Source organism: Pseudomonas sp. JV245A (genome assembly GCF_032424515.1).
GTDB classification, from domain to species: Bacteria; Pseudomonadota; Gammaproteobacteria; order Pseudomonadales; family Pseudomonadaceae; genus Aquipseudomonas; species Aquipseudomonas protegens.
In genome coordinates this window covers 36555-51973 of sequence record NZ_VYKE01000008.1, presented here as the reverse complement: position 1 = coordinate 51973, position 15419 = coordinate 36555, and the positions used below count along the sequence as shown (strand labels likewise).

General features: G+C 63.8%; 20 protein-coding genes. 8 read left to right on the top strand and 12 right to left on the bottom strand.

Annotated features, from left to right (window positions below):
- The first annotated feature begins 4 nt into the window (after positions 1-4).
- A complete protein-coding gene (locus F6S12_RS04185) occupies positions 5-2476 on the top strand; it encodes a TonB-dependent siderophore receptor (RefSeq protein WP_315868738.1) in 2472 nt (823 codons plus the stop codon).
- 58 nt (positions 2477-2534) lie between these two features.
- Here F6S12_RS04185 and F6S12_RS04180 read toward each other — a convergent pair whose 3' ends face one another.
- Genes F6S12_RS04180 through F6S12_RS04170 form a run of 3 tightly spaced genes read right to left on the bottom strand, consistent with a single transcriptional unit; the run spans position 2535 to position 4483 of the window.
- The gene (locus F6S12_RS04180; RefSeq protein WP_169893659.1) at positions 2535-2981 is read right to left on the bottom strand and encodes an NUDIX hydrolase; all 447 of its coding nucleotides are present in this window, start codon (positions 2979-2981) and stop codon (positions 2535-2537) included.
- A gap of 57 nt (positions 2982-3038) precedes the next feature.
- Positions 3039-3668: a DUF4375 domain-containing protein gene (locus tag F6S12_RS04175; RefSeq protein WP_011060688.1), complete on the bottom strand. Its 630-nt coding sequence runs from the start codon at positions 3666-3668 to the stop codon at positions 3039-3041.
- Positions 3669-3694: 26 nt separating this feature from the next.
- Entirely contained in the window at positions 3695-4483 is a 789-nt protein-coding gene (locus F6S12_RS04170; RefSeq protein ID WP_015635152.1) for a hypothetical protein, read from the bottom strand.
- A gap of 434 nt (positions 4484-4917) precedes the next feature.
- On the opposite strand from F6S12_RS04170, the gene F6S12_RS04165 reads away from it, so the two are divergent.
- From F6S12_RS04165 to F6S12_RS04150, 4 genes are read left to right on the top strand one after another with little or no spacing between them, the layout of a single operon-like run.
- Positions 4918-5298 (top strand): hypothetical protein, encoded by a 381-nt coding sequence (locus F6S12_RS04165; protein ID WP_041752167.1) that lies wholly within the window; start codon positions 4918-4920, stop codon positions 5296-5298.
- A gap of 27 nt (positions 5299-5325) precedes the next feature.
- The gene (locus F6S12_RS04160) at positions 5326-5655 is read left to right on the top strand and encodes a cyclic-phosphate processing receiver domain-containing protein (RefSeq protein ID WP_011060685.1); all 330 of its coding nucleotides are present in this window, start codon (positions 5326-5328) and stop codon (positions 5653-5655) included.
- 4 nt (positions 5656-5659) lie between these two features.
- Positions 5660-6094, top strand: a complete 435-nt coding sequence (locus F6S12_RS04155) for a hypothetical protein (protein WP_077933860.1) — start codon at positions 5660-5662, stop codon at positions 6092-6094.
- 44 nt (positions 6095-6138) lie between these two features.
- The gene (locus tag F6S12_RS04150) at positions 6139-6804 is read left to right on the top strand and encodes a hypothetical protein (protein WP_315868737.1); all 666 of its coding nucleotides are present in this window, start codon (positions 6139-6141) and stop codon (positions 6802-6804) included.
- Positions 6805-6856: 52 nt separating this feature from the next.
- On the opposite strand, the gene F6S12_RS04145 is transcribed toward F6S12_RS04150, so the two are convergent.
- The 4 genes from F6S12_RS04145 to F6S12_RS04130 all read right to left on the bottom strand — a co-directional run bounded on the left by F6S12_RS04145 (position 6857) and on the right by F6S12_RS04130 (position 8884).
- Positions 6857-7408: a GNAT family protein gene (locus F6S12_RS04145; RefSeq protein ID WP_315868736.1), complete on the bottom strand. Its 552-nt coding sequence runs from the start codon at positions 7406-7408 to the stop codon at positions 6857-6859.
- Between the two features lie 12 nt (positions 7409-7420).
- The gene (locus F6S12_RS04140) at positions 7421-8272 is read right to left on the bottom strand and encodes an EcsC family protein (protein ID WP_315868735.1); all 852 of its coding nucleotides are present in this window, start codon (positions 8270-8272) and stop codon (positions 7421-7423) included.
- An 84-nt stretch (positions 8273-8356) separates the two neighbouring features.
- Positions 8357-8656: a barstar family protein gene (locus F6S12_RS04135; protein WP_015635147.1), complete on the bottom strand. Its 300-nt coding sequence runs from the start codon at positions 8654-8656 to the stop codon at positions 8357-8359.
- Between the two features lie 57 nt (positions 8657-8713).
- On the bottom strand, positions 8714-8884 hold the full coding sequence (locus tag F6S12_RS04130) for a winged helix-turn-helix transcriptional regulator (protein ID WP_019095004.1): 171 nt from the start codon (positions 8882-8884) through the stop codon (positions 8714-8716).
- Between the two features lie 115 nt (positions 8885-8999).
- Here F6S12_RS04130 and F6S12_RS04125 point away from each other — a divergent pair, with 115 nt between their 5' ends.
- Positions 9000-9146 carry a hypothetical protein gene (locus F6S12_RS04125; RefSeq protein WP_019095005.1) on the top strand — a complete coding sequence of 49 codons (147 nt, stop codon included), beginning with the start codon at positions 9000-9002 and terminating at the stop codon, positions 9144-9146.
- A gap of 130 nt (positions 9147-9276) precedes the next feature.
- Here the strand turns inward: F6S12_RS04125 and F6S12_RS04120 are convergent, their stop codons facing one another.
- Positions 9277-10209 carry an alpha/beta hydrolase gene (locus tag F6S12_RS04120; protein ID WP_315868734.1) on the bottom strand — a complete coding sequence of 311 codons (933 nt, stop codon included), beginning with the start codon at positions 10207-10209 and terminating at the stop codon, positions 9277-9279.
- 356 nt (positions 10210-10565) lie between these two features.
- Positions 10566-11516, bottom strand: a complete 951-nt coding sequence (locus F6S12_RS04115; RefSeq protein WP_072452465.1) for an AraC family transcriptional regulator — start codon at positions 11514-11516, stop codon at positions 10566-10568.
- A gap of 233 nt (positions 11517-11749) precedes the next feature.
- Between F6S12_RS04115 and F6S12_RS04110 the strand changes: the two genes are divergently transcribed.
- Positions 11750-12181: a hypothetical protein gene (locus tag F6S12_RS04110; protein WP_015635144.1), complete on the top strand. Its 432-nt coding sequence runs from the start codon at positions 11750-11752 to the stop codon at positions 12179-12181.
- A gap of 63 nt (positions 12182-12244) precedes the next feature.
- Here the strand turns inward: F6S12_RS04110 and F6S12_RS04105 are convergent, their stop codons facing one another.
- The gene (locus tag F6S12_RS04105; RefSeq protein WP_011060675.1) at positions 12245-12670 is read right to left on the bottom strand and encodes a GNAT family N-acetyltransferase; all 426 of its coding nucleotides are present in this window, start codon (positions 12668-12670) and stop codon (positions 12245-12247) included.
- A 113-nt stretch (positions 12671-12783) separates the two neighbouring features.
- On the bottom strand, positions 12784-13635 hold the full coding sequence (locus tag F6S12_RS04100; RefSeq protein ID WP_315868733.1) for a hypothetical protein: 852 nt from the start codon (positions 13633-13635) through the stop codon (positions 12784-12786).
- Positions 13636-13848: 213 nt separating this feature from the next.
- Between F6S12_RS04100 and F6S12_RS04095 the strand changes: the two genes are divergently transcribed.
- Complete coding sequence (locus F6S12_RS04095) at positions 13849-14331, top strand: GNAT family N-acetyltransferase (RefSeq protein ID WP_315868732.1); 483 nt, start codon at positions 13849-13851, stop codon at positions 14329-14331.
- A 129-nt stretch (positions 14332-14460) separates the two neighbouring features.
- On the opposite strand, the gene F6S12_RS04090 is transcribed toward F6S12_RS04095, so the two are convergent.
- A complete protein-coding gene (locus tag F6S12_RS04090; RefSeq protein ID WP_171053474.1) occupies positions 14461-15384 on the bottom strand; it encodes an NADP-dependent oxidoreductase in 924 nt (307 codons plus the stop codon).
- Positions 15385-15419 lie beyond the last annotated feature (35 nt).

Sequence of the window (15419 nt, the reverse complement as noted above, 5' to 3'; positions counted from 1 at the left end):
GCTTATGCAAATCATTCCTATTTCGTACGGGACTTCCATGCACCTTCCAACACTCACCCCGGCCCGCAGCATCCTCGCGCTGGCCATCTGCCTGGCCTGCAACCCCGTGATGGCGGTCGAGCCCACCACCGCTACCGGCAACCAGGCAACCGCCACCTACAGTTTTGCCATCGCCCGCCAGTCCCTGGCCAATGCCCTGGACCAACTGAGTACCCAGTGCGGTTTGCAGATCGCCTACTCCGCGGCACTGGCCCAGGGGATCGAGTCGGCGGGGGTCAGCGGACGCATGAGCGCGGAACAGGCACTGGGCAAGCTGCTGGCAGGCACCGGCCTGGGTTTTGAACGCAACGGCGCCAACGCGGTGCTGCTGACGCGCCTGCCCCAGAGCAGCCAGGCCGTGGAGCTGGAGGCCACCCAGATCGTCAGCAACCAGTTGGGCACCGTCACCGAAGGCAGCGGCTCCTACACCCCAGGCACCATCGCCACGGCGACCCGCATGGTGCTGACCCCGCGGCAGACACCGCAGTCGATCACCGTGGTCACCCGGCAGCACATGGAAGATTTCGGCCTCAACAACGTCGACGACGTGATGCGCCATACGCCGGGCATCACCGTCTCGGCCTACGACACCGACCGCACCAACTACTACGCCCGCGGTTTCTCGATCAACAACTTCCAGTACGACGGCATTCCCTCCACCGTGCGCAACGTCGCCTATTCGGCTGGCAACACCCTCAGCGACATGGCCATCTACGACCGGGTGGAAGTGCTCAAGGGTGCCACCGGCCTGCTGACCGGCGCCGGCTCCCTGGGCGCCACCATCAACCTGGTGCGCAAGAAGCCCACCGCCCAGTTCCAGGGCCACGCCTCCCTGGGCATGGGCTCCTGGGACAACTACCGCAGCGAACTGGACGTCAGCGGGCCGCTGACCGAAACCGGCAATGTTCGCGGCCGCGCAGTGGCGGCCTACCAGGACAAGCAGTCGTTCCTCGACCACTATTCGCGCAAGACCTCGACCTACTACGGCATCCTCGAATTCGACCTGTCCCCCGACACCCTGCTGACCGTGGGCGGCGACTACCAGGACAACATCCCCAAGGGCTCCAGCTGGTCCGGCACCTTCCCGCTGATCAACGCCACCGGCGGGCACAACAGCATGTCGCGCTCCTACAACAACGGCGCGACCTGGAGCGGCTGGGAGCAATACACCCGCACCGCTTTTGCCATGCTCGAACACGACCTGGGGGATGGCTGGGTCACCAAGCTGCAACTGGACCACAAGATCAACAGCTACCACGCCGAGCTCGGCTCGATCCAGTTCGACGAGCCGCAGACCGATGGCACGGCCAAGGTCAACGCACAGAAGTACACCGGCGACACCACCAGCGATTCCGCCGACCTGTACCTGAGCGGCCCCTTCAATCTGTTCGGCCGCGAGCATGAACTGGTGCTGGGCGGCTCCATCGCCAACTCGCGCTGGACCGGCAAGGGCTACTGGTCCCCGGACTTCCCCGGGGGCAAGGGTAACGTGGTGGACTTCTACAACTGGCACGGCAAGATCGAACGGCCCATCTGGGGGCTGCCGGCCCAGCGCACCAACGACACCGTGCGCCAGACCGGCACCTACATGACCACCCGCCTCAACCTGATGGACGACCTGAACCTGTTTCTGGGCGGGCGCGTGGTCAACTATCACCTCACCGGCCTGACCCCGTCCTACAAGGAAAGCGGACGCTTCGTGCCCTACGTCGGCGCGGTCTACGACCTCGACGACCACTTCTCGGTCTACGCCAGCTACACCGATATCTTCATGCCCCAGGAAAGCTGGAACAAGGACAAGGACAGCAAGCTGCTCAACCCGGACGAAGGCCAGAACTACGAGCTGGGGCTCAAGGGCGAGTTCTTCGAAGGCCGCCTCAACAGCAGCCTGGCCTACTTCGAAGTGCACGAGACCAACCGCTCGGTGCCGGACGATGCCTACAACAACCAGTCGCCCACCCCCGACAACTACGCGTTCAAGGGCGCCAAGGCGGTCACCAAGGGCTACGAGCTGGAGATTTCCGGCGAACTGAGCCCGGGCTGGCAAGTGCAGGCCGGCTACACCCACAAGATCGTGCGTGATGACGAGGGCGACAAGATCTCCACCTTCGAGCCGCAGGACCAGGTCAACCTCTACACCAGCTACAAGCTCAAGGGCGACCTGGACAAGCTGACCGTCGGTGGCGGCCTGCGCTGGCAGAGCGAGGGCTGGTATTCGGTCTACAACGCACCGCGCAAGATCAACGAAGACATTTCCCAGGAGGCCTACTGGCTGGTGGACCTGATGACCCGCTACCAGATCACCCAGAACCTGTCGGCGACCCTCAACGTCAACAACATCTTCGACAAGTCCTACTACACCAACGTCGGTTTCTATAACTCGGCAGCCTACGGCGAACCCCGCAACTTCATGCTCAGCACCCGCTGGGACTTCTGAGCCGGCGGCCCTGCCGGGCCACCCCGCCCGGCAGGGCACCAAGCAGCATCAGTGCCCGTCAGCCAAGCAGGCCCGCCTGCTTGAGCAGGTCCGCCAAGCCCGCGGGAACCAGCGGCGTCTGCTCGGTGAAGCTGGCGCTGCCCTGCCAGCGGGCCACGAAGGGCGCGCCATCGCTTTCCCGGGCATCGAGCTGGGCACGCTGGTAGACACTCGGATCGTCGAAGCGGGCGTCGTAGACCTGGACGAACTCGTGGCCGGGCTTGCCGGCATAGGTGAACAGGCTTTCCAGGGTGCCGATCAGGCGCAGGCTGTTGATCGACAGCCCCAGCTCTTCCTGTATTTCCCGAACGATTGCCTGGGCACTGTGCTCGCCAAAGTCGATGCCGCCACCCAGGGGGCGAAACAGCATCTGTTGCTTGTCGGCATCAAAGAACTGATTGACCAGGATCTTGCCCTGGTGATGGAAGATGCACAGCGCGAGCGCGCGGATGCGGGGTTCAGACATGGGGTGAAGTCCATTTGCCGAGACGAGGCGCGGCATTAGAACACGGCGCCAGGCCCCTCAGCCAACGTAAAAATACTTCACCGCCAAGGCCGGGACCTCCTCCATCGCCGACCACAGTTGCTCGTCCAGTTCGCCACTGATCAGCTCATGTTCCTCGTCGCTCAGCAGCCCGGGAATGTCCCACAGTTGCTCCAGTTGCGGGTGGCCTTCCAGGTGCGCGATCAGCTGGCGCTGGCGGCTGACCAGGGCCCGAGTGTTGCGCGCGCCGATCGCGGCCAGGGTGCTGAGCGCCAGCTCGCAGGTCTGCTGCCCCCAGTTGCAGAAGAACTGCAGGAAGCCGCCGTTGTAGCCGTCCGCCTCCAGCCGCCACAGCGCGACGATGGCCTGGTCGTCCGCCGGCAGTTGCTGCAGTTGCCAGTCCAGGGCCTTCAGGCGAGCCATGGACTCATCGCACAGGCATTCCCAGATCCAGTCGATGGCGTTGAGACTGAGCACCGGCTCGCCCAGGTGCGGCCAGGACACGGACCAGCCCCGAGGTGCGATGGCAAAATCCGCCCGCTGCTCGGGCGTGGCCTCCCGCAGCCGGCTGTAACGGCTCAGGGGCTGGCGCAGCCGCAAGCCGTCGGCCCAACTCAGGCAAAGCATTTCATCCTCGAAGGCGACGTGGGTGATGGGGCTGAGGTTCATCAGGCAGGACCTTTGGGCAATCTAATTCAGTCGTAAGCGGCCGGACGGCGGCGCGGGCCGATGCCGTGGAGCACCGTGAACAGCCCACCGCCCAGCAGCCCCAGCAGCAGGAACGGAAAGATCCCACGGTTGAGCAAGGGGATCCAGTAGTCCAGCCCCGAAGCCCCCTTCAGGGACCCGGCGAACAGCCCCGGGGCGCCGGACAGCAGCCAGATCAGCACGCCACTGAGGCCACCGCCGATCACATAGCGCCAGCCAGTGGCGAGAAAGCGCTCCACCAGCCACAGCACCGGCCAACTGACCAGCATGCTGATCCAGGCACCGATCATGGCCCCCAGCAAGAATACCGGCAGGCTTTCCGCGCCCTTGGGATAGAGCGTTACCGCAACGCCCCCCAGGGTCAGCGCCCCCGACAGCGGCACCGCCAGCAGCCGCCGCAAGCCCTGCCCTCGCCCATGGGGCGGCACCGACAGCTGATCAATCCCACGGCTCAGCAGGCTGTACAAGCCAGCCAAGGCCAGCCCGCCCGCCAGCGGCAGCAGCAACAGCTGCATCCATGAAGTACGCACCAGCACCGTGGCCACCAGGCTCAGGATCAGGCTGATCCACAGGTAGCGCGCCCTGGCCTGCGGGCAGCGCCGCTCAGTCCACAGCAACAGGGGAATGCCCAGGACCATGGCGATCACACTGCCAAACAGAAACCCGGAAAACAGCTCCGTGCCATTCCAGCCCTTGATCAGGCCCTTGATCACGGCGTAGACCAGGCCAGCGCACAGGGGCAGTGCAAACAATCGCAGTTCGGCGTTGGGCCGCATGGCGTTCTACCTGGGGTGGCAACGGGTGCCGGGTTGAAGGAAGGAGCGTTTCTACACAAGTGCGGCGGACTAATCCAGTGCCGGAGAAACAATGCAACCTTGAGCCCGGCAATGGCTTATTGCTCAATATCGGGGTATACAGCTGGGCGAAAATCCATCCAGACATCCACCGTAAAAGACCACCCACCGCAAGTCGCTGCACTGCTGTCAGAGCAGAACAAGCATTGGCTTACAGGCAGCCGCCGAGTCCTGTTGCAAGCTCAACAGCAGCTCTGCGACCAGGGCGTGCCCAGCACGATCACCTTGGCACCTGAAACAGCCGGCGCCATTCCTCTGGACAGGCCACTCTGCCACGCTGACTCGGTCCTGTCAGCGCTCCGGCGCAGGTTGCAATGACCCAGCGTTGACCGACGCGATACGAAAGGAAACTCGACGTGCTGGCAAGACTGAACGGGCAGGAATTGCATTTCTTTGGCACACCCAAAGCATTCAATGCCATGGCACGAGCCATTCGCAAAGGCCGGCACGGCGAGTCTCAATCAATGCCGCTGGAGCAGGAGCAATCCAGTTTCAGCACCTTGTTCCTGAGTTGCTCCGGTCAATCGAGCAGGATCTGGATTGAGCACAGCGAGGTTCATATCCAGTATGCCGAGGCCAGTAAAAACCGACTCTACCCTTGCCTCTCCATGCCCGCTGAAACAGCGCCGGGTGCGCTTTTTTTCATCGACAAGCGGCATCAGGATCACCCACCGCTGCTCACCGACGACTCGCTAAGCCTTGTGCTGCATGTCATCGCGAACGACGCCGATGCTTGAACTGCATCAGAAAGAGTAAACAGGCCCATGAAAATCTACCTCGACGACGAACGCCAAACCCCGCAAGGCTGGGTTCGCGCCTACTGGCCGGACGAAGTGATCGCGCTGCTGAAGGCCGGTGGCGTCGAGGACATCAGCCTCGACCACGACCTCGGAGATGATCAGCGCGGCACCGGTTACGACGTGATCCTGTGGATCGAAGAGGCCGTGGCCCTCAATGGTTTTCATCCGCCGCGTATTCACATCCACTCGGCCAATGCCAGCGCCGTGGAAAAAATGCGCGCCGGCGTGCAAGCGATCGATCGACTGGCCCGCAACAACGGATGCCGCCAATCAACCCATAACGCAGGCAACTGACCCCATGAGCGGCAACCTGTATGGATACATCCATTGCTTTGACCCTTCGCCGGCTGCCGAAGCGCACAATCGTGCGGTGCTGCAAAGCCTGCCAGTGACGGGGGCGCAGATCACCCGGGCGCTTTTCAGCGTGCTGCCAAACAGCCGGGGGCACTGCTACTTCGGGCATATGTTGCACTTCGCCACCTCCCCCAAAGGCAGTTACATCTTCGATGATTCGTGGCTGGCCGAGTACGAAGCCCTGCTGGAGCGCCTGTTCTGGGACAACTCGGAGGTGGTGCATACCTACTGCGGCGAACGGCGCACCTGGAACTCCAGTAAAACCCACGGGCTCGAGCAACCAACCGCCTTGAAGATCACTAACAGGAAGGTTTTTCCTTCCTATCACGACTTGGAGCCCGTCGCGGACAGCGATGTGCCGGAGCCGGGCAACAGCTGAAAGGTCGCCCGCCATCCCCCCTATAACGACGCAAGGAACACGTAATGCCACTGAGTCCTGAGCAAGCGAAAACATTGGCCGATGCGGTAGCAGGCTATGCCTTCCCCACTGCGCATTTTGACTTTGCCCGCCAGACGCCCGTTGTGCGGCTGTCCATGTCCGAACTGGAAACCCGGATTCGCCAACAACTCCTTAGCGACTCGCTGAACACCGTCAAGGACGGGCTATCGAATGTTCTCTATTGGGGGTTCACTCAAATGGGTGGCTTGGCCAATGTCCGTGTTGGCCGCTTCCGCTCCGGGGTCAAAGACTTGCAGATCGCACAGGCCTCGGCGCTGTTCAAGGAGCAACCGCGCCCGGCACTTTACGAGATCGCCAGCCTGAAGATGCCGCAGTTTTCCAGTGTGTCGTTTGTCAGCAAGATCCGCATGTTTCTCGACCCGCTCCAGTCGGCCACCCTGGACCTGCAGATCATGAAAATCCAGCAGGTCCACAGCGACACCGTCCTGGCGGCAATCAAACAGGACCCGACCCGGATCCGTATCAGTAAAGCCAATTCGAACGCTTACGAGAGCTGGTGCGAACGCCTGGCTGACATAGCTCGGAGCTACCTGCCAGAGGCTCGCGTCGCCGATGTGGAACGTGGTCTGTTTCAACTGGTTCAAGACAACAAGGTCAAGCAGGCCGCCGCGATCCTGCGCAACGCCTGAGTTTTATGAAGGGTGCACGGTCTGGATCAAGTACACGGGCGATTGGGGAGGCTCATCGCGCTGTAAACTCTGCCCGCAGCAGCGCGTACTGAACCAGATCATGATGGGCGCCCAGCCAGTAACCCGCTTGCCGTGAAACCCCTTCGCGGACAAACCCTGCCCGCTCCAGCAACCGGAGCGACGCCAGGTTCTGCGGGTGTACCTGGGCCTCGATGCGGTTCAATGCCATGTATTCAAACCCCCAGCCAACAATGGCTTGCAATGCTTCCCCCATCAGCCCCTGCCCTTGCGCCGACTTCGCCAGTTCGAAGCCGACGGCGCAACTGCGCCACTGCCGGTTCCATTTGAACAGGCCGCAGGTACCCAGCAAACCCGGCTGGTTGTGGCGCTCGATGGCCCAGCGCGTCCCCGGGTTGGGCAGGCTGCGCCAGCTGGCAAACAGCGCCAGCAGTTGCTCGGCCCGCGGATAGTCGGTGATGGGGTCGGTGCCGAACCACTGCATGGCATCGGCGTCGCTGTGGATCGCGAACAGTGCCGGGACATCGGCCGGGCACAGTTCCCTGAGGATCAGGCGCGGGGTGCGGATAACGGGAAAGTCGCTCATGTGGATACCGCCCTAGCCTGCCAGCTGCTTGCGCAGGATGTGCGCATACTCGTCCTTGATCTGCTCAAAACCGTACTTGTGCTCCAGGCGCTTGACGGTGAAGTGCCCACGGGCCATGTCCTGGTAGAAGTCGGTGAACAGCGCATTGATGGTGGCGCCGGTAAAGGCGCCGATCACCGGCACCGCCTGGGCCGCGAACTTGCTGGAGATGGTCACGCCGTAACGGCTAGCGACTTTCTCGATCAGCAGGGCCAGCCACTTGCCCACCTGCCCCGGCGACAAGCTGCCCACCGCCCCGGCCCCGCGCTTGGCGGCAATGGCCGCCAGCTCCTTGGACAGTTGCTGCATGGCCTGGGTGGTGAAGCTGCGGGTGATGTAGTAGCCGGTTTCCGTGGCGTCGTCGGCCTGGCTGTTGCCGCCCATGGCGAACACTTCGATGCAGGCCTGCTTGGTGGCAAAATCCGCCAGATCGAAGCCTTCACTGCGGGCCACATCGGCCACCGAGCGCATCATGATGGTGGTGGAAATGGGCAACTCGACAAACAGCGCGGCGAAACCGAAGGCCCCGCCCACAGCGCCGGAAGTGGCCGCATACATCTTGTGCAGCAAGGTCGATGCCGGTTTTTTGGGCGCGTTGTCCAGGCTCCACAGCGCCGCATCGGCGGAGCTGTGCAGGGCCGCCACCACCGCGCCGTTGATCTTTTTCGCCACCACTGCCGGCAGCGCCTTGACCGCACTTTCGATGGGCGAACCCAGCAGCCCGGCCAGGCGCGCCGTCAGTGAAGGCGACTCCAGCAAGGCGACGGCGCGCCTGAGGTCCTGGTAATCCTCGGGATGGTCTTTGATGCTCACAGGCGTCTCCATGGGTGGCTGTTCACTGCCTCGGGAAAGAATAAACCCTTGCCTGGCAGCGTCGTGGCTCAATTGCGCGTCCGGCGATAGGCAGGACTAAGGCTTGGCTGGCTCCAACAGCAGGTCCGCAGCCAGCGTCGGGTATTGGACCTTCATCCGCTCCAGGCATTGCAGCAGCAGTTGCGCGTCCCGGGGCAGGCGCCGGGACAATGCTGGCAAGCCGCTGATATGCAACTGTTCGGGCATTTCCACCAGCCCGGTAATGGCGTCCCAGAAGGCGTCCCAGTTACAGCCGTACCAATGGGGAAAACCCAGGGCATCGCGCAGCACCAGGTGCAATTCAGCGGTGCTCGTCACCTGGCTCAGGTCGATGTGTTGCAGGGGCAGGCGGCTCATTCGTCATTCCTTGGGGTAATGGCTTGAAGGGGCTTTCGCTGGCTGGCCACAAGGGCTTCAGGCCAGCGGCTGGACACCCGGCTGGCGCTGCAACTGCTCCCAGCCCAGCTTGCAAAAGCTCTCCAGCAGCTTGGCCAGATGCGAACTGGCGGTCTGCGGTGACATCCCCGCCGCTTCGGCCAGGGCGCTGGCGGACAGCGAGCTGCCATCGGACAGGATGATGAGCATGCCCCCCGCACCGGCTCGGCAAAGGTTTCGCCGCACACTTCGATCCAGCCCGAAGCAGTGTGTGCAAAAAGGTTCGTATAGTCGCACCGCACTGCGGCAAAGGAAATACGCCCCCATGGACCTCGAGCACCGCCTGCGACGCCAGGTACTGATCGCCCCCTGCCGGAGCTATGGGGTGGTGATCCTCGACACCTCGATCGTCAATGTCGCCCTGGAATCCATCGCCCGGGACCGGGATGCCGGCATCACGGCCCTGCAATGAGTCATCAACGCCTACCCCTGAGCTTCACCAGCCTGCTGCTCACCGGCGGCCTGCCGGGGGAGCGGTTTGGCGCCCGGGCGCGACAAAGCCGCCGTCGCCGGCCAGGCGACAGCGGCGGCTGCCTCTCCCCTTACAGGTGCTGCTGGAAGAACGGCACCAATTGCGCCATGGCCAGCGCCACCGTTTCGGCGCGGTCGTACAGGTCGTAGTGGGACCCGCCTTCAGCGACCACCAGATGCTTGTCCCGGGAGGCCGCGCGGCCATGGATTTCCAGGCCGTCGCGGTAGGCACCGAAGCCGCCGGGCTTGTCGCCGACCACCACCATCAGTGGCTGGGTCAGCAGCACCTCGGCCTGCAGGAAGGCATCCCAGCCAAAGGCCGCGCTATTGAAGGAAAACAGACCGCTGGTGGCGCCGTTTGGCTGCTGGCCCCGGGCGGTCTTGTAGTACTCGGTGGCTTCCAGTACGTCGATGTCGCTGATGCCGTTCTGCTGCGCCTCGGCTACCGATGCTGGCAGGTAGTCGATCACATGACGCGCCTCGCCCCGGTCCTCGGCGGTGCGCTGCTTCGCCATGGCGTGCAAGGCGCTGACCGGATCGAAGTTGCTGAAACCTTCGCGGATCAGGCGGCCGAAGTTGACCCCGGTAATGGAGGCCAGGGCCTTGATCCGGTAGTCGGTCATTGCCGCCTGGATGGTGTAGCCACCGCCACCACAGACACCGATGGCACCGATGCGCTCGGGGTCGACATAAGGCAGGGTCACCAGGTAGTCGATGGCGAAACGGATGTCCGACACGCGAATGGCCGGGTCTTCGATAAAGCGTGGCTGGCCGCCGCTGGCGCCCTGGAAACTGGCGTCGAAGGCGATGACCACAAACCCGGCCCGGGCCAGCCCGGCGGCGTAGATGTTGCCGGAGGTCTGCTCCTTGCAACTGCCGATGGGATGGGTGCTGACGATGGCCGGGTAGCGCTTGCCCGGGTCGAAATCCGCCGGCAGATAGATGTCCGCGGCGTTGTCCCAGCCGAAGTTGGGGAAGCTGACGTGTTCGATGCTGTTGCTCATGACCGTACTCCTTGAGCCGCCCTGGGCAGGCTCGTCTGGATCGATAGGCGGACCGCTCGCTCCCGTGTGCGGGAGTGCGGAGTCGGGCGTTACCGAAAGCGCCCGGGACACGGCAGGCCTTGGGGCTGCTGCGTCGTCGGGCACCAGTATAGAAATGGCTCGCGGCGAAACCTTGCCTATTCTGACGGCAAGTTTGCCTGTTTTGCGGATTCTGCCGGCTCACCCCGAAGGGCGTTTCGCTGCAACACAAACAGCTAGAAACAAGCCTATCCGTGGCGGATCGAATGGTTAGGCGCCCAGAGCCGCGCCACAGCCTGTTTGCCTATTTCGCTGAACCCTGCACTGCAACCTGGCCCTTACCCGGCCTCGCGCATCCTGCGGATATCCCGCTGCGGCGGCGCGCCGAACACCCGGCTGTATTCCCGGCTGAACTGCGAAGCACTTTCATAGCCCACCAGCCCCGCGGCGCGCCCGGCATCGATGTTCTGGCTGAGCATCAACTGCCGGGCTTCCTGCAGGCGCAACTGCTTGTGGAACTGCAGCGGGCTGACGCCGATGATGGCGCGAAAATGCTGGCGGAAGGTGGACGGGCTCATATGGGCGCGCTGCGCCAGATCATCGACGCGCAACGGCTGGGTGAAGTTCTGTTTGAGCCAGGCCACGGTCTTGAAGATCTGCTGGGTCGGCGAACCCACCGCCAGCAACTGCTGCAACGCCAGGCTGTAAGGCCCGGCCAACAGCCGGACGATGATTTCCTGCTGGATCAATGGCGCCAGCTGGGGAATCAGCGCCGGCTCGTCGAGCAAGCCCACCAGCCGCTCCAGAGCGCTGGCCAGCCCCGGCTCCAGTTCATCCACCACCACCGTCCGATAATCGCTGGCCCGCGAAGGCGGTGGCGGCTGCATCTGCGCGGCGGTTTGCAGGATCTGGTGCATGTCCAGGGTCAGCATCATGCCCAGGAAGGGTTCGGCCGCCGAGCCCTCGGTCACCCGGGCCACCACCGGCTGGTCGATGCTGGTCAGCATGCCCTGCCCGGCCCGGTAATTGATCACCGCCTCTTGCAGCAGCACCTGCTTGCCGCCCTGGGCAATCACCCCCAGGCCCAGGCTGTAGATGCAGGGAATGGCCGAGGTCGGCGTGGAACGGCGGTGCAAGGTCAGGTTGGGCACGGCGCTGGGAAAGTCGCCGGAGTGCGGGGTGTGCCGGGCAATCAGGGCCGCGAGTGCGGTGGGGGTTCGGGGCTGGGTCATGGGCGGGCAATCGGAAGTGGCAACAGTACAGGCGGCCACTGTGCGCCGATTGGCCATGCAGATCGAGTTTTTCTTCACGGCCACCAGGGCGGCGGACACGGGTCGATATCCGCCTCGGGGCAGTAGTGGCTGGCAAAAGCAGGCGATCCAATGGCAATCCCTTGCCCACTACGGCCAACTTCTGCCCGCCATCGCTGCTGGCGCCGCTGCCAACGCCGCGCCGCATCATGTTCAGGGCTCATGGCCCGGGTTTTGCTCTGCTTGGCCAGAACCCACCCAGGAGCAGTCTCATGACAGGAAGCATCTCAAACTCGACATCCCTCGTAGCCATGGGCCTCAAGGGAATCACCAGGGCGCTGGAGAATGGCACGCTGAAGTCCATGAAAATCCAGGTAGAGAATGCAACGCCGCAAATGCAGGCGAAGATCGACGCCAGTTTTCATGAATCGCAAATCTCGGACGCCAAACTGATAGCCCAATACAGAGCCAACCCCACCTGGGCGACATTCGACGACAAGAGCAACTCCGTCCAACTGCCCGATGTGCAGTCCCTGGGCAAGGACGACGCCACCCATGTGCTCAAGGGCCTGCAATACCTGATGGAAATCGGGCGCCTGGACGGCAAGACGGTCGTTGCCAAAAACGGCGGCCAGACCACCGACAGCCCCGCGCTCTATCAGGACTGGCTACTGGCGCGGATCGGCGTCGATGCCCACGCCTGAGTAGCCGCGGCCCAGGCTGCGGGAACGCGCTGCATGCGGATTCGCCAGCCAGGGCTCGAAGGTTCAGACCAGGCGTTTGTGCAGGAAGAAACGCCGGTGCTGCGGCGGGAAATCCTCCAGCCGGCCGAATTCGCTGAAGCCATGCCGCTGATAGAACTGCGGCGCCTGAAAGTCGAAGGTATCGAGCCAGATGCCGATACAGCCCTTTTCCCGGGCCAGCTCCTCGGCCATGTTCAGCAATTGCGAGCCCGTGCCCTGGCCCCGTGTCTGCTCGGGGACCGCCAGCAGCTCGATGAACATCCAGCGATAGAAAATCTCCGCCTGCAGGCCACCGAGAATCTCACCGCTGTGCTCGTCGCGAACCACCAGGGCGATGGCCTCGGGCTTGGGATCGCCCGCCTGGGCCCGGTTGTGGGCCCGCAAGGGCTCGAGGATCGCAGCGCGCACCTCCGGCCCCGGGTTCATCAGCATGTCGATACGCGTACTCATTCGCCGTTTCCTTGGATGATGGCTGTGCCGGACCGGGGTGAAAGCGCCCCACGATCCTCTCTGGAGGATCGTGGGTTTGGCAAGGCTGCGCTACCTGGCCGTCGCTGTCGCAACTAGCGGCTGACGTACTGCTCGGCCTTGCTGTCGAAGACATAGGTGAGGTTGTCTGCGGCCGCCAGCGAACGGACCTTTCCCGGGCCCTCGAAGGTAGTGCCGCTGACCTTGACCTGCACCTGCGGCAGCGGCTCCTGGCCGGCGACGAAGCTCAGCTCACCGTCGCTGCCGATGCAGGGCATGACCGCGCCGTCGTCGCAGGCCGCGGAGTTGTCCTCGCCGGTGCGCACCTGGCCTACATAGGACCAGACCCAGCCATCGTCTTCGGGTTTCTTGTTCGGATTGAACACCAGCATGGTGTAGCCCCTGGTGATCACCCCATCGTCGAAAGTGGCCGTAGGCACCGCCAGCAGCAGGCGGCCGTCTGCGGTACGGTGCTCAACGGCCTTGCGCTTGGTGTCCACTTCCTCGGGCTTCTCGCCGCCGCCGAAGAAGCCGATCTTGCGTTCGATGCTGCGGATGGAATAGGCCTGCTTCTGGCCCGGGTTGGTGAGTTCGAAGGTGGCATCGGCCAGCCGTACCTGAACCTCCGGCGCGGCAAAATCCTCGCCCTCGCGGGCGGCGCGGTCCCGGGTGTGCCAGACAAAGGTGGCGTAGTAGTGCTTGCCGTCGAAGTCCAGCTCCTGGCCGTACCAGAAGGTGGCGGTAACGCCGTCTTCCAGTTCCACCTCTTCATCCTGGTCCGGCACCTCGACGTTCTGCATCACCGCCAGCACTGCGCCGGGAGGGATCGGCGCACCGGCCTGGGCCAGCATCGAAGCCGCCAGCATGCACGGCGCCAGCAACCAGCCGGCCAGTCGTGCAGCCAGCCGGCCTTCCTTGTGCAGACCTGTATTGCTCTTGATTTTCATCCCTGGAACATCCCTGTAGAACCGATGAGGAAACGCCGGCCACGCAAGTGGCCAATGGCATGACGCGCGATCATATAGCCAGCGTTTCATCAGCGACAAGATGCTGGCAAATGGCAAGCGCAGGCCGCCGGCAAGCGCAGCACCGGGCAAGGCGCGCTTGTTCCTGCGCCAGCCTTGTGAGAGGTTGCTGCCTCACTCGACCTGAAGACCACCATGGATATTCGACCGACGCAAACCAAGGACTGGAGGCTGTTGAAGCAAGTTCGTCTCGCCGCGCTGCAGGACGCCCCGACCGCGTTCGGGGTCAGCTACCAGAGTGCCGCCCGGTACAGTGACCAGCAGTGGCAGGAACGTGCCTCGGGCGCGGCCAGCGCATTCTGGCTGGCCATCAAGGATGGCCAGCCCCTGGGAATGATCGGCGCCGCAGTCAGTGAGGCAAACCGCTACAACCTGATCGGCATGTGGGTCGCACCCGCGGCCCGTGGCTCCGGCGTGGCGGCCCGGCTGGTGGAAGCGGTGAAGTCGCGCGCACGGGAACAAGGCCATGAGCGGGTGTTCCTCGACGTCTCCCCCGCCAATGCCAGGGCCGCGAGTTTCTATCTGCGCCAGGGGTTCGCGTTCATTGATGAGTGGGAGCCTCTGCAAAGCCACCCCCACATCCAGGTGCAGACCATGCTCTGGACAGTGCAGGGCTGACTGCAACGGCCCCTTCGGCATCAGGCCCGCCGGTTAGCCCTCGCCAATGCCGCAAGCGGCAGGCCCGTACCCTGGACCGCCGCCCTGGCTTGCCGGTGGTGCCGGCTGTTCTGGGAGCCCGCCAAGCGATCAGCGGGCCATGTCGAGGACCAGCCTGCCATGGCCATGGCGGCCCCTGCTTTTTTCCAGCGCCTGCGGGGCGTCACTCAGGGGGAAGGCTTGGACAGCGACCTGCAAGCGGCCCTGGTCGAACAGCTCGGCAATCCTCGCCAACTGGCCACCATCACCACGGGTGGCGAAATTCACCGGGGTCACGCCATAGTCGTTGGCCAGGGTGATGTCGGGCTGGCTCACCGGGGAAACCAGCACCCCGTGCCGTTTCAACAGGGCGAACGACAGCGCCTGGGTTTGCTCCCCCACCAGGTCCAGGACCACATCGACCGCGGGCCGCCATTGAGTGAAATCCTGGCGGCGATAGTCGATGACCTGATCGGCCCCTAGCCCTTTGAGGTAGGCATGGTTGTCCGCCGAAGCGCTGGCGATGACCTCGGCCCCCAGGTACTTGGCGATCTGCACCGCCATGCTGCCCACACCTCCTGCCGCGGCATGGATCAACACCTTCTGCCCGGGCTGCACGCCGGCATGTTCGGTCAGGGCCTGCCAGGCGGTCAGCGCCGTGGCGGGCACGGCGCCGGCCTGCAACGCAGTGAGGGAACGGGGCAGCAACGCCAGCGAGGATTCCCGGGCAACCGCCTTGCCGGCATAGCCGCCCGTGATGTTGATGAAACCGAACACCCGGTCACCGACCTCGAACCGGCTGGCGCCCCGGCCGGTGGCAAGCACCCGCCCGGCCACCTCGACCCCCGGGGTGAAAGGCAGTGGCAGCGGGATGAATGCCTGCATGGCACCGGACAGGATCTTCCAGTCGATAGGGTTGACTCCAGCACCGGCGACATCGATCAGCACTTCACCTTCGCCGGCCACAGGGTCGGCAACTTCTTCCAGGCGCAGGACATCGGGACTGCCGTATTGGTAGGCACGTATGGCTTTCATGGATACCTCGATCAGGCAAGAAAACACAGGGAAAC

What these genes read in the sequence shown, in the direction of transcription:
- F6S12_RS04185 (WP_315868738.1), top strand. Translation starts at nt 5, where the DNA reads ATGCAAATCATTCCTATTTCGTACGGGACTTCCATGCACCTTCCAACA.
- F6S12_RS04180 (WP_169893659.1), bottom strand. Translation starts at nt 2,981, where the DNA reads ATGTCTGAACCCCGCATCCGCGCGCTCGCGCTGTGCATCTTCCATCAC.
- F6S12_RS04175 (WP_011060688.1), bottom strand. Translation starts at nt 3,668, where the DNA reads ATGAACCTCAGCCCCATCACCCACGTCGCCTTCGAGGATGAAATGCTT.
- F6S12_RS04170 (WP_015635152.1), bottom strand. Translation starts at nt 4,483, where the DNA reads ATGCGGCCCAACGCCGAACTGCGATTGTTTGCACTGCCCCTGTGCGCT.
- F6S12_RS04160 (WP_011060685.1), top strand. Translation starts at nt 5,326, where the DNA reads ATGAAAATCTACCTCGACGACGAACGCCAAACCCCGCAAGGCTGGGTT.
- F6S12_RS04155 (WP_077933860.1), top strand. Translation starts at nt 5,660, where the DNA reads ATGAGCGGCAACCTGTATGGATACATCCATTGCTTTGACCCTTCGCCG.
- F6S12_RS04150 (WP_315868737.1), top strand. Translation starts at nt 6,139, where the DNA reads ATGCCACTGAGTCCTGAGCAAGCGAAAACATTGGCCGATGCGGTAGCA.
- F6S12_RS04145 (WP_315868736.1), bottom strand. Translation starts at nt 7,408, where the DNA reads ATGAGCGACTTTCCCGTTATCCGCACCCCGCGCCTGATCCTCAGGGAA.
- F6S12_RS04140 (WP_315868735.1), bottom strand. Translation starts at nt 8,272, where the DNA reads ATGGAGACGCCTGTGAGCATCAAAGACCATCCCGAGGATTACCAGGAC.
- F6S12_RS04135 (WP_015635147.1), bottom strand. Translation starts at nt 8,656, where the DNA reads ATGAGCCGCCTGCCCCTGCAACACATCGACCTGAGCCAGGTGACGAGC.
- F6S12_RS04130 (WP_019095004.1), bottom strand. Translation starts at nt 8,884, where the DNA reads ATGCTCATCATCCTGTCCGATGGCAGCTCGCTGTCCGCCAGCGCCCTG.
- F6S12_RS04125 (WP_019095005.1), top strand. Translation starts at nt 9,000, where the DNA reads ATGGACCTCGAGCACCGCCTGCGACGCCAGGTACTGATCGCCCCCTGC.
- F6S12_RS04120 (WP_315868734.1), bottom strand. Translation starts at nt 10,209, where the DNA reads ATGAGCAACAGCATCGAACACGTCAGCTTCCCCAACTTCGGCTGGGAC.
- F6S12_RS04115 (WP_072452465.1), bottom strand. Translation starts at nt 11,516, where the DNA reads ATGGCCAATCGGCGCACAGTGGCCGCCTGTACTGTTGCCACTTCCGAT.
- F6S12_RS04110 (WP_015635144.1), top strand. Translation starts at nt 11,750, where the DNA reads ATGACAGGAAGCATCTCAAACTCGACATCCCTCGTAGCCATGGGCCTC.
- F6S12_RS04105 (WP_011060675.1), bottom strand. Translation starts at nt 12,670, where the DNA reads ATGAGTACGCGTATCGACATGCTGATGAACCCGGGGCCGGAGGTGCGC.
- F6S12_RS04100 (WP_315868733.1), bottom strand. Translation starts at nt 13,635, where the DNA reads ATGAAAATCAAGAGCAATACAGGTCTGCACAAGGAAGGCCGGCTGGCT.
- F6S12_RS04095 (WP_315868732.1), top strand. Translation starts at nt 13,849, where the DNA reads ATGGATATTCGACCGACGCAAACCAAGGACTGGAGGCTGTTGAAGCAA.
- F6S12_RS04090 (WP_171053474.1), bottom strand. Translation starts at nt 15,384, where the DNA reads ATGAAAGCCATACGTGCCTACCAATACGGCAGTCCCGATGTCCTGCGC.